General features: G+C 42.1%; 10 protein-coding genes and 1 pseudogene. 7 read left to right on the top strand and 4 right to left on the bottom strand.

The window, feature by feature from the left end; translation table 11 throughout:
• Positions 1-663, bottom strand: coding sequence for a GNAT family N-acetyltransferase (locus tag V7Z64_RS08135; RefSeq protein ID WP_297990577.1), 663 nt, complete (start codon positions 661-663; stop codon positions 1-3).
• 12 nt (positions 664-675) lie between these two features.
• Positions 676-1,533, bottom strand: a complete 858-nt coding sequence (locus tag V7Z64_RS08130; protein ID WP_297990576.1) for a carbon-nitrogen hydrolase family protein — start codon at positions 1,531-1,533, stop codon at positions 676-678.
• A 133-nt stretch (positions 1,534-1,666) separates the two neighbouring features.
• On the opposite strand from V7Z64_RS08130, the gene V7Z64_RS08125 reads away from it, so the two are divergent.
• The 3 genes from V7Z64_RS08125 to V7Z64_RS08115 all read left to right on the top strand — a co-directional run bounded on the left by V7Z64_RS08125 (position 1,667) and on the right by V7Z64_RS08115 (position 4,661).
• Complete coding sequence (locus V7Z64_RS08125; protein WP_297990575.1) at positions 1,667-2,161, top strand: glutathione peroxidase; 495 nt, start codon at positions 1,667-1,669, stop codon at positions 2,159-2,161.
• Positions 2,162-2,262: 101 nt separating this feature from the next.
• Positions 2,263-3,354 (top strand): CotS family spore coat protein, encoded by a 1,092-nt coding sequence (locus tag V7Z64_RS08120; protein ID WP_297990573.1) that lies wholly within the window; start codon positions 2,263-2,265, stop codon positions 3,352-3,354.
• The gene (locus tag V7Z64_RS08115) at positions 3,351-4,661 is read left to right on the top strand and encodes a glycosyltransferase family 4 protein (RefSeq protein ID WP_297990572.1); all 1,311 of its coding nucleotides are present in this window, start codon (positions 3,351-3,353) and stop codon (positions 4,659-4,661) included. Before V7Z64_RS08120 ends, V7Z64_RS08115 begins: the two co-directional genes overlap by 4 nt.
• Positions 4,662-4,670: 9 nt before the next feature.
• Here V7Z64_RS08115 and V7Z64_RS08110 read toward each other — a convergent pair whose 3' ends face one another.
• Complete coding sequence (locus tag V7Z64_RS08110; protein ID WP_297990571.1) at positions 4,671-5,891, bottom strand: NAD(P)/FAD-dependent oxidoreductase; 1,221 nt, start codon at positions 5,889-5,891, stop codon at positions 4,671-4,673.
• Between the two features lie 178 nt (positions 5,892-6,069).
• On the opposite strand from V7Z64_RS08110, the gene V7Z64_RS08105 reads away from it, so the two are divergent.
• The gene (locus tag V7Z64_RS08105; protein WP_297990570.1) at positions 6,070-7,824 is read left to right on the top strand and encodes an ABC transporter transmembrane domain-containing protein; all 1,755 of its coding nucleotides are present in this window, start codon (positions 6,070-6,072) and stop codon (positions 7,822-7,824) included.
• A complete protein-coding gene (locus V7Z64_RS08100) occupies positions 7,821-9,575 on the top strand; it encodes an ABC transporter ATP-binding protein (protein WP_297990569.1) in 1,755 nt (584 codons plus the stop codon). Before V7Z64_RS08105 ends, V7Z64_RS08100 begins: the two co-directional genes overlap by 4 nt.
• A 30-nt stretch (positions 9,576-9,605) precedes the next feature.
• Here the strand turns inward: V7Z64_RS08100 and V7Z64_RS08095 are convergent, their stop codons facing one another.
• On the bottom strand, positions 9,606-10,532 hold the full coding sequence (locus V7Z64_RS08095; RefSeq protein ID WP_297990568.1) for an MBL fold metallo-hydrolase: 927 nt from the start codon (positions 10,530-10,532) through the stop codon (positions 9,606-9,608).
• A 137-nt stretch (positions 10,533-10,669) separates the two neighbouring features.
• Between V7Z64_RS08095 and V7Z64_RS08090 the strand changes: the two genes are divergently transcribed.
• Together V7Z64_RS08090 and V7Z64_RS08085 are read left to right on the top strand one after the other, a co-directional pair.
• A complete protein-coding gene (locus V7Z64_RS08090; RefSeq protein ID WP_003395995.1) occupies positions 10,670-11,611 on the top strand; it encodes an endonuclease I family protein in 942 nt (313 codons plus the stop codon).
• Between the two features lie 68 nt (positions 11,612-11,679).
• Positions 11,680-12,125 (top strand): annotated as a pseudogene (locus V7Z64_RS08085) (hypothetical protein); the annotation flags it as partial.

Below are 12,125 nucleotides of genomic sequence, written 5' to 3'. Positions count from 1 at the left end.
TTACAAAAACGGATTGCGCCATTCCATGAGCAAGGCGTAGTTGCATGACTGGGCATCTTCTAAATAATTGGCGACGACCTTCACAGGTGTGCGACCGCAACGAAGTAAAAATGTAATGACAGGGTCTTTTAGTACCCCTTTCATAACCGCATCTACATATTGCTCGGCCGTCATTTCATTTGCATATTGATAATATGCTGGCATGCGACTGCCACCTAATAACCGTTCGAGTTTTTGATGAACGACAACTTCATACATCGACTGCATAAGCCATTTTCCCAAACCGAGTTTGCGATATGATGGGCGCACACCGATATCGACGACGTATAACGTATTGCCGTTTCGGTTATGGTTGCGAATATATCCGTTATCCGTTATTTCTTCCCACGTATGATCAACATCGTTTTGGTGAAAGTTGACGATTAAACCGGTCATCGATCCGACGACTTCTCCATCCACTTCGACACATAACGCCCCTTCTGGGAAAAGTGTGATATGATTCATAAGCTGTTCTTTATTCCACCATAGTTCAGATGGGAAAGGAGGAGGGAAACTTTCTTGTTGAATGCGGAATAACGCATCCATATCTTTCTCTTCATAGTTACGAATGATGGCAGGAATAGGACGATCGCCATGAAAGACGTAAAGTCGCTTTTTATACACTATTCTCCCTCCTTATGTCCAATCTGTATATAAATCTATACGTCGATCTCGCCATGTTGTTACCGATCCGCGCTCGCGAACGTCGTAAAGAAGTTGTAAATCAAGATCAGCCGTAATGATCATATCATCATTTATTTCTCCTTCGGCTAAAATGCCGCGTGGTGGGAACGGAATATCGTTCGGTGTAATGATGGCTGCCTGCCCGAAGTTTGCTCGCATAAAATCAACTGTCGGCAAAGAACCGACTGTTCCTGTCGTGACGACGTATACTTGATTTTCAATCGCGCGGGCATGACATGTGTAGCGCACGCGGTGAAACCCGTGACGGTCATCAGTGCACGACGGACAAAAAATGACGTCAGCTCCTTTTGCCCGCGCCATACGAACAATTTCAGGAAACTCAATGTCATAACATGTTAAAATAGCAATCGTTCCTTTCGCAGTTTGAAAGACGTGTAACGCATCACCACCATGCATATTCCATTCGTTTGCTTCCGTCGGGGTAATATGCAATTTTGCCTGCTCGGCAATCGTTCCGTCAGGATAAAATAAATGAGCGACATTATATAGCCGATCTCCCTTTTTTATGACATGCGTCCCACCAACAATATGCATATTCGTCTGTTTTGCGAGCGTAGTAAATAGCGAGCGATACGCTTCTGTAAACGTTGGAAGCTCGTCAATCGTTAACGCTTCTTTTGTTTCATCGCCAATGGACATGAGCTGTGTCGTGATAAATTCGGGGAATAGGACAAATTCAGCCCCGAATTCTTGTGCTGTTTTGACATAATGTTCAACTTGTTTCGCGAATTGTTCAAATGATCGAATGGTGTGTAAATGATATTGAACCGCACTGACTCGCATTTTCAATGAAAATCACCTTCTTTTTTTCTATTTTTTCACCATTATAGCGAATATGTTTTATTTTGTCTGAATGGAAGCATTGTTTGTGTAGAAAAAACGATATGTGTGCTACAATAGCGATAAAAAGGAGGAGAGGCAAATGAGTGTTTACGATTTTCATGTGCGCACGATCCGTGGTGAAGATCAATCGCTAGCACAGTATAAAGGAAACGTATTATTGATCGTTAATACGGCGAGTAAATGTGGATTGACGCCGCAATATGAACAATTGCAACAACTGTATGATAAATATAAAGATCGTGGTTTTGTTGTGCTCGGTTTCCCGTGTAATCAGTTCGGAAATCAAGAGCCGGGATCTGAAGAAGAAATTTCACAATTTTGTCAGTTGAATTACGGTGTAACGTTTCCGATGTTCGCGAAAGTGGACGTAAACGGTTCGAATGCCCATCCACTCTTCGTTTACTTAGCCGAACAAGCGCCAGGGGTTTTAGGAACGAAAGCGGTGAAATGGAATTTCACAAAGTTTTTAGTTGATCGGAAAGGTCAAGTGGTTGCTCGGTTCGCACCAACGACAAAGCCGTTAGAACTAGAACAACATATTGAACAATTGCTTAGTGAAACCGTCTCTCAATGAAAAGAGGCGGTTTTTTGTTGGGCGTAATGGATACGTCTATACGAAAAATGTTTTAGTGCATATGTTGAGATAGTAGGATGATGTCAAATAGGAGGGGTTATATGTTCATTGAACCGTGGATCGTAGATGAAACGATGCCTGAGTTTTTCGTGCCAGACTATATTGAACAGATGGCAGAAGATGTGTTGCGTTATTATGACTTATCTGTTCAAAGTAGGCAAGTCGTGACGACGAAACCGGATAAAGGGGGAGCTATTTGGAAGTTAGAAACGAACAAAGGTCCAAAAAGTTTAAAATTGCTTCACCGTCGTCCAACCCGAAGTTTGTTTAGCCTCGGTGCACAACGTTATTTAGTCGATGTACAAAAAGCAAACGTTCCACCGATCGTACAAACGAAAGAAGGAATGGATTATGTGGAGATGGGTGGAAAACTATGGTTTGTAGCGGAATGGATTGAGCCGCTATTCCCAGTAGCAAAAGATTTAGAAGGAGCGAAGCAGCTTTGTTATGCACTTGGTGAATTTCACCGTTTAAGCAAAGGGTACGTTCCCCCGAAAGGTGCAGAAGTCGCCTCGCGGTTGTATAAATGGCCGAAGACGTACGAAAAAACAATCATGAAAATGGATTGGTTTCGTCAATTAGCTAACGTGTATAAAGAAATGCCAGCAAGCACTAAGCTGTTGCAAGTTGTCGATCGCTTTCAAGCTCAAGCGCGTGACAGTTTTATAAGACTTCAACAATCGCCATACAACGAACTCGTTGAGCGCGGACATAGCGAATGGGGGCTCGTGCATCAAGATTACGGGTGGTCGAACGGTCAAATGGGTGCAAATGGCATGTGGATTATTGATTTAGATGGTGTGGCATTTGATTTACCGATTCGCGACTTACGAAAACTCATCTCTGGTACGATGGCTGATTTATATCGTTGGGACGTTCATTGGGTGCGTGAAATGATTCGAGCATACCACGAAGCAAATCCAATTGACGCTTCATTATATGATGTATTGATGATCGATTTGTCACTTCCGAATGAATTTTACAAAAATATAAAAGAAGTAGTATATGACCCAGAATTATTTCTAACGGAGCAAACAACGCAACTTATTGACATACTTGTTGCTACAGATGAAACAAAATGGCCAGTGCTTGCAGAAATTGAAAACGACTGGAAGGAGAATAGAAATATATGAACGTTTTAATGATTTGTACAGAAAAACTACCTGTTCCTCCCGTACTTGGTGGTGCGATTCAAACGTATATTGCAGGCATTCTTCCTCATCTTCGTCACGCACACCGCATTACTGTGCTAGGTGTACAACACGAAACGTTGCCAAATGAAGAGACGATTGACGGCGTTCATTATGTTCGTATTCCGGGAGGCGTATTTGATACGTATTGCGACCATGTCGTTCAATATGTGAGAGATCATACGTTTGACCTCATTCATATTTTTAATCGTCCACGCCTTGTCTTACCGATCCGTCAAGTTGCCCCTCATGCCAAAATAACACTTAGCATGCATAACGATATGTTTCAATTAGCGAAAATCAATCGGGAAGAAGGAGAAGAAGTTGTCCGTCAAGTGTCGGCTATTGTGACAATTAGCAACTATATTGGTCAAGTCATTCGTGAACTATATCCAGAAGCGGAAGAAAAATTGCGGACGATTTACTCTGGCGTTGACTCCGAGCGGTTTTTGCCGGGGAACCATCCAAATATGGCATCCATTCGGAAACAACTACGCCAAACGCACGGAATCGATCAAAAAACGGTCATTTTATATGCGGGACGTTTATCGCCAAATAAAGGGGTCGACAAACTGATTCAAGCGCTGCCGGAGCTTGCGAAACGATTTAACGACTTAGCGCTCGTCATTGTCGGAAGCAAATGGTTTAGTGAAGAAGGAACAACCGATTATATTGCTTACGTTCGCTCGTTAGCTAAAAGATTGCCAGTCCCTGTTGTAGCGACAGGATTCGTACCACCAAACGAAATTCAAAACTGGTTTGCCGCAGCTGATTTGTTCGTTTGTACATCTCAGTGGCAAGAGCCGCTCGCTCGTGTTCACTACGAAGCGATGGCTGCAGGGCTTCCGATCGTTACAACGGCTCGTGGCGGCAATGCAGAAGTTATTGTCCCGAATGAAAACGGTATCGTTGTTGAGAAACCGGAAGACCCTCAAGACTTTGTTGAAAAAGTGACGCACGTTTTATCTAATCGAACACTTATGAAAAAAATGGGGGAAAACGGACGCAAGCTAGCAACGTCGCTTTACCGTTGGGAGCGCGTGGCGTCAGATGTACTACATGTATGGCAACATGTCGAACAAACTGATCTTTCTCCAATACAAGCAACTGTCTCTGTTGAAGAAATGGTTGAGCAAGTCGTTGAAAATCAACCGACCGAGCCGGTTTTACGACCTTTAAAGACAATTCAAGAAGAAGTGGCGCTAAACAAAAAACGAAAAAAAGCATTCGTATGGGCGATTACGACATAAAACTCCCACTTACGCTTGTGGGAGTTTCGGCCTCGTTTGCATATATAAATCAAAGTCGTCATTTTGTTTTTCTGTTATGACATCACGTAAAATTTGAGCAAGTACCGTGCTATACACCGTTCCGTTATCCCCATAAGCATAAACAAAATAGCAGTTTGGAAACGAGTCGTATACGCCGATCATCGGGAGACCATCGTGTGTCCCACCGTAAAAGGCAGCTAAATAAAATTCTGGAACGACATGAATATCGGGAAAGAGTCGATGAAATTCCTCGATGAGTCGTTCTTTTTTATGTGTAAGCTTTGCGTCACGGTCATCGGCATAAGCAGTATTTTCATCTAGTCCGCCGATAATAACGCGGTCATCAGCTGTTGTGCGCATATATACATACGGGCGAGCGGTTTCCCAAATGAGCGTTCGTTTATACCAACTTGAAAAATCTTCAACTCGATTCGTAACAACGGCATATGAACTAACGAGCAGCGCCTTTTTTTCTTGTTTCACTTCTAACGTTTCGTAGCCTGCGGCAAAAATGACTTTTCGAGCTTGAATGGAATATCCGTTTTTCGTATAGCATGTCGCCATATGCTGTTCAAGCTTTTTGCCGTTGATCTCTGTTTCTTCAAAAATTCGCACGCCGCGTTGTTTCGCATATTCTAATAAACCAATCGTCAATTTGTACGGATTTAATTCTCCATCCCCCATTGTATATAGCGCGGCATGTTTTTCGAATGGGTAATGGCTACGAATTTGCTTTCTGTCTAACCAAACGACAGGGTAACTTTGCTTTTTTAATGCTTCGTATTCTTTTTTAAGCTTCGCTACATCTTCAGCAACACTCGCATAATACAAGCTATCTCTTCTTTGAAATTGTACGTCGATATGTAATTGATTAGCGGCTCGCTCCAGTTCATCGATCGCTTGTCGGCAAAGTGTTAAATGACGGGCAGCATACGTTTCGCCAAAGCTGTTGACGAGCTCAAAAAACATTTTATCACCGAGACATTGAATAAGGGCGGTATTCGTTATCGTACTTCCGTATCCTGCTTTTCGTTTATCGACGACGACAACGTCCAAACCTGTTTCGCATAAATAATAAGCACACAAAGCCCCCGATCCTCCTGCTCCTACGATAAGTACGTCGCATTGTATATCCTCGTCAAGCGGTGGATATGAAGGAGCATCAGGAAATGTCGTTGGCCAGTATAATTTTCCTGTTTGCAAATCCATGGTGACAACCACCTTTCTCGTTTGTGTTGGTCTTTTTTAGATTGACCTGCATATGTAAAAGTATGCGAGGAGAAAAACAACGTTTATATATTGACATAGCAAAAAGCTTTCTTATTTTTGGAATATTTGATAAAATAAATCGAAACGACAATGGGTGTGCAAGAAAGTAGGGATAGGAATGAAAGTGTTTTTCGACTTAATGTGGTTTTTTAAGCAGGAAAAAAAGGCGTATGTCATCGGTATTATACTGCTCGCAATCGTTTCGTTGCTTGAGCTCGTACCGCCGAAAGTGATTGGGCATGTTGTCGACGCGGTAAAACAAGGGGAACTGACGGCAGAAAAACTTGCGATATGGTTAAGTGTGCTTGCAGGTGTGGCTATTTGTATGTACGGCTGTCGTTATGTTTGGCGAACGATGATTTTTGGATCGGCGGCAAAGCTTGCTCGATTGTTGCGCGACCGGCTATACGGACATTTTACAACGATGTCTCCGTCATTTTATCAAAATCGCCGCATCGGTGATTTAATGGCACACGCAACAAACGACTTGCAAGCTATTCAGCAAACGGCGGGCGTCGGTGTTTTAACACTTGTCGATTCGTTATGCATCGGGGGCTTTGTCATTGCGACGATGGCTTTTACAATTAGTTGGAAATTGACGTTGATTTGTTTATTGCCGATGCCGCTTATGGCTTATTTAACAAAATACTACGGTTCGCTACTTCATCAACGGTTTCATCATGCACAAGAAGCGTTTTCTTCCTTAAACGATAAAGTGCAAGAAAGTATTGCAGGGATTAAAGTGATTAAAACGTTCGGTCAAGAGAAAGAAGAAATTGAGTCGTTTCGAGCACAGTCCGATGATGTTGTACAAAAAAATATGGCCGTTGCTCGCGTTGATTCATTATTTGATCCAACGATTTCGCTCATTGTCGGCGTGTCGTTTTTTTTAGCCATTGTTTTTGGTGCCCGTTTTGTTGTGCAAGGAGAATTGACAATCGGACAGCTCATTTCGTTTACGATGTATTTAGGTCTCCTTATTTGGCCAATGTTGGCTTTCGGTTGGCTATTCAACATCGTTGAGCGCGGTCGGGCTTCGTATGATCGTGTGTCATCGTTATTAAAAGAAAAACCAGATATACAAGAAGATGAAGGGGTGCTTGATAAAGTACCGACAGGCGATATCACTTACGATATTCGCTCCTTTACATATCCGAATGAAACAGAGCCAACGTTACAACACATTCAATTTACGTTGAGAAAAGGTGAAACGTTAGGTATTGTTGGAAAGACAGGGGCAGGAAAGACGACACTTTTGAAAGTGTTATTGCGCGAGTTTGTTGGAATGGATGGAGACGTTTATTTTGGTGAGCATTCGATTACACAATATCGATTAGAACGATTGCGTGAGGCAATTGGTTATGTGCCACAAGACCATTTTCTTTTTTCGACGTCTATTCGCGACAATATTGCATTTGCGCGACCGGATGCGAGCGAAGAAGAAGTGGAACATGTTGCTAAACTTGCCCAAGTGCATGATGATATTTTACAGTTTCCTGAAGGATACGAAACAGTTGTTGGGGAGAGAGGCGTGTCTTTATCGGGGGGACAAAAGCAACGGTTATCCATCGCGCGTGCGCTATTGCTTGATCCAGAAGTGCTTATTTTAGATGATTCGCTATCGGCTGTCGACGCGCAAACGGAAGAGCGCATTTTGCGATCGTTGAAAGAAAATCGAGCAGGGAAGACGACGATGATTGCAACCCATCGATTAAGTGCCATTCAGCACGCACATCTCATTATTGTGCTTGAAGACGGAAAAATTGTTCAGCGCGGCACACATGATGAGCTCGTTGCACAAGACGGATGGTATCGCGATATGTATGTTCGCCAACAAATTGAACAACTTGTGGAGCGTGGAGGGATACAATGAACGAGCGGCAAGTGTTTATGCGATTGATGAGCTATGCAAAACCGCATCGAAAATCGCTATTGTTTGCTTTTTTTCTTTTAGCGTTAACGACTGCAGGGGAAGTGCTTGGGCCGATCATCGTGAAAATTTTTATTGATAACTATTTAACACATATGACTTTTCCACTTCAAGCTATGATTGGGTTAGCATCAGCTTACGTAGCGATTCATATTGGAAAAGTAGTTCTTTCTTACTTTCAATTATTAAAATTTCAAGAAATTGCATTAAAAATTATCCAACAGTTGCGCATTGATGTGTTTGCGAAAGTACAATCGTTAGGTATGCGCTACTTCGATCGCACGCCAGCAGGAAGCATCGTATCGCGAGTGACCAATGATACGGAAGCGATTAAAGAAATGTTTGTTGAAGTGCTCGTTACGTTTATTCAAAGCGCATTTTTCTTAGTTGGAGTATTTGTTGCGATGTTTTTGCTCGATGTCCGTTTGGCCGCTTTTTGTTTAGTCATTTTACCGATTATTTATTTTATTATTCGCACGTATCGTAAATATAGCTCCGTATTTTATAGTGATTTGCGCGAGCGGTTAAGCCAGCTGAATGCGAAGTTAAATGAATCATTGCAAGGGATGTCCATCATTCAAACGTTCCGACAACAAAAGCGAATGCGGGAGCAATTTGGAGAGGTTAACGAAAAGCATTATATGGCAGCGATGAAAAACATTAAATTAGACAGTTTACTGTTACGCCCGGCAACAGACGTTGTTTATGTTTTTTCACTCATTGTTGTTTTAAGTTACTTTGGTATTTCTTCGTTTCAAAGTCCGGTTGAAATCGGCGTGTTATACGCCTTCGTCAACTATTTAGAGCGCTTTTTTGAGCCGATTAATCAAATGATGATGCGCTTATCCATGTTTCAACAGGCCCTCGTTGCTTCTTCTCGCGTGTTTCAACTGTTAGATGAACAAGAAGAAGAACCGAAACAAGGCGAGCAGCCGCTTATCATTGAGCGCGGAACGATCGAATTTCGCAACGTATCGTTTAGTTATGATGGAAAACGCGATGTGCTAAAAAACATTTCGTTTGTCGCTCGACCAGGAGAGACAGTTGCGCTCGTCGGTCATACCGGAAGTGGAAAAAGCTCAATTATTCAACTGCTTATGCGCTTTTATGAGTTTGAACGTGGAGATATTTTGATTGACGGCAAGTCGATTAAAGCTTATCCAAAAAAGGAATTACGAAAAAATATCGGCCTTGTGCTTCAAGATCCGTTTTTGTTTTATGGAACGGTGCGAGATAATATTCGGCTTTATAACCAAAGTTTAACGGAGAGCGATATTGAACGAGCGGCGAAATTTGTTCAGGCGCATGCGTTTATTGAAAAGCTACCAAAAGGATATGATCATCCTGTAACAGAGAGAGGAACGACGTTTTCGAGCGGTCAACGTCAGCTCATTGCCTTTGCCCGCACGATTGCGATGAATCCGAAAATATTGGTGCTTGATGAAGCGACCGCAAATATTGATACAGAAACGGAAGAAGCGATTCAAGAAGCGCTGGAAAAAATGAGAAAAGGACGGACAACGATCGCGATTGCTCATCGTTTATCGACCATTCAAGATGCCGATCAAATTCTCGTTTTGCATCAAGGGGAGATTATCGAGCGTGGAACACATCAACAACTACTTGCGAAACGAGGGTTATATTACCGCATGTACGTCCTGCAAAATGGATTAACAGAAGATGTATGTATATAAGTGAACATATTTGTTTAAACCGCCACCCATTCACGTGGCGGTTTGACAATAAATAATTTCTCCTAATTTTAGTACGCGTAGCTGTTCGTTCGGGAGATGACGACGCTTCCATTCGGCATAAAGGCGATCTAGCGCTTCTTTCGGCGTGTCATCAGCAAGCGGAAATGTGCCGTAATGCATCGGAATAAATGTTTTGGCGCGGCAATCGATAAATGCTTGTACCGCTTCTTCAGGCGTTACATGTTGGGGTGCCATAAACCACTCGGGCTCATACGCACCGATCGGCAACAAAGCATAATCAATATGAAAACGAGCTCCAATGTCACGAAACCCACGAAAATATCCACTATCCCCGGCAAAGTAAAACGTTGGTTTTCCTTCTGTTTCAATCACCCATCCTCCCCAATGGGATGCATTTGTATCAAATAGTGTTCGTTTCGACCAATGTTGTGCTGGGACAAACGTAAATGAAACATCCCGCTCCACAACGGTTTCCCACCAATCACATTGTACGACACGCTCTATTCCTCTTTTGAGAAACGATGAGCGTAATCCGCTCGGTACAAGAATAAGTGGAGTTCCCTTCAATTTTTTTATACTGGAAAAATGCAAATGATCATAGTGGCTATGAGAAATAAGTACGATATCGACAGGAGGTACGTCGTCAATCGAAACAGCTGGATCCGTTAGCCTACGAATGGTTCCTAATCGTTTTGCCCATACGGGATCTGTAACAATCGTTAGTCCGTTTACTTGAATAATAAACGTAGCGTGCCCTATCCATGTGAGTAATGTTTGATCCCGATTCGCATGTAGCCGCGAAAGATCAATATGTTCGCGCGGCAAAGTATATGACCAATCTTTCTTTTTTTGTCTCCTTTCCGCATACCAACGCCGCAAATCAGCAAATGACTTCGTTGTAGTAACCCCATCTAAATTTTCATATCGTTTTCTCATTTTCTTTCCCCACCAACATTCTATTTTTCATTTTTAACATTGATTATAATAGATGTATAAAGAAGAGGGAATATGGCCGCGTCGTGATGAACAATAGATGAATATATTATAGTAAAAAATGATTGGAGAGAAGAGCGTTGGAAGATGTTATCCTTCAACACGCGGAGCAGTTGAAGCGGTGGGAAGAAACACAAAAAGAGATTTTCCAAGAACTAATTGAAAATCAACAAAAGATTCAGCAACAAAACGCGTTATATTATAACGAAAATGAAGAGACACGCATTATGGAACGATATTACGAGCATATAGATGACCGAATGGACGGAAAGTTGTTATTTCAAGCATATCATGACTTAACGAAGCGGACGCACATACGCCGCATTCCATATTTTTTGAGTAAAGATTATTATTTGTACACGTGGGTCGATTTACAACCAGATGGAACAGTAAAAAGCATTTATTCAGGAAAAAAGAAAGACCCACGTGCGGTGATTTTACAAGATTATGAGACAATCCAAAAGCGATATGAGCAATTTATTCAACTTGTGAAAAAAGCAAAAAAAGGTGAACTTGATCTAGAGCAAAAGATAAAAATGGTTGATAAACAATTTAAATTTAATGCAGAACATGTTGTTCCGCAATCGTGGTTTGGGGCCAAGGAGCCGATGAAAGGAGACTTGCATCACTTATTTGTTTGTGAACCGCGTTGTAATTCGATTCGCTCGAATTTTCCGTATGCCGATTTTCCGTTTTATGAACCAGAGTCTCCTGATGAAGTCGTTCAAAATGATTGCGGCGTCGCACATGAGGAACATTTTGAACCGGAACACGGGAAAGGAGCGGTAGCTCGGGCAATGATGTACTTTCTCGTTCGTTATCCGCGTGCAATCAAACATCCGTTTGTCGATCAAATCAACATTCCTCTTCTTGTCCAATGGCATAAACGCTTTCCTGTTACAATGTATGAAAGACATCGAAATGCGGCGATTTTTCGAATTCAAGGAAATCGCAACCCATTTATCGATAAACCAAATCTTGCTGAACAGCTTTATTTCCTAATTGGGCGTAAAAGCAGATAGGCGTTCGCACACACATTCTCCCCTTTTTCATATGCTGTATTACAGTTTATGAAAAGGGGAAGAGAACGATGGGTGTAGAGCTAACAGCGTTACATTGGATTTACGTCTCGTTTATTTGTATGATTATCGCATTGATGGTTTGGCGTAAAGATACATCATTAGTTTGTATGGTGGGTATCTTTTTGTTAGCGGTTATAGCAACAGGATCGTTGCCGCTTTCTATTAGCACCATTTTTAAAAGTTTTATTTATGCCATAACTGAACTTCTTCCGACTATTCTTGTTATATCTATTATCGTATCGATGAGTAAACTTCTTACAAGCACAGGGGTAAATGAAGTAATGATTGCGCCGTTTGCGAAATTGATTCGTACACCTTCGTTAGCTTATTGGACGATTGGAATATTAATGATGATAATTTCTTGGTTTTTTTGGCCGTCGCCTGCAGTGGCGCTACTCGGAGCGGTATTGTTGCCGGTTGCTGTGCGTGTAGGCCTCCCGGCACTAGGGGTGGC

The organism is Anoxybacillus sp., from assembly GCF_036834105.1.
Lineage (GTDB): Bacteria > Bacillota > Bacilli > Bacillales > Anoxybacillaceae > Anoxybacillus.
Note: the sequence above shows the minus strand (reverse complement) of the source record. Positions and strands in the feature narration are given on the sequence as shown.

Coding starts and splice junctions, on each gene's coding strand:
- V7Z64_RS08125 (WP_297990575.1), top strand. CDS start 1,667: ATGAGTGTTTACGATTTTCATGTGCGCACGATCCGTGGTGAAGATCAA.
- V7Z64_RS08120 (WP_297990573.1), top strand. CDS start 2,263: ATGTTCATTGAACCGTGGATCGTAGATGAAACGATGCCTGAGTTTTTC.
- V7Z64_RS08115 (WP_297990572.1), top strand. CDS start 3,351: ATGAACGTTTTAATGATTTGTACAGAAAAACTACCTGTTCCTCCCGTA.
- V7Z64_RS08110 (WP_297990571.1), bottom strand. CDS start 5,891: ATGGATTTGCAAACAGGAAAATTATACTGGCCAACGACATTTCCTGAT.
- V7Z64_RS08105 (WP_297990570.1), top strand. CDS start 6,070: ATGAAAGTGTTTTTCGACTTAATGTGGTTTTTTAAGCAGGAAAAAAAG.
- V7Z64_RS08100 (WP_297990569.1), top strand. CDS start 7,821: ATGAACGAGCGGCAAGTGTTTATGCGATTGATGAGCTATGCAAAACCG.
- V7Z64_RS08095 (WP_297990568.1), bottom strand. CDS start 10,532: ATGAGAAAACGATATGAAAATTTAGATGGGGTTACTACAACGAAGTCA.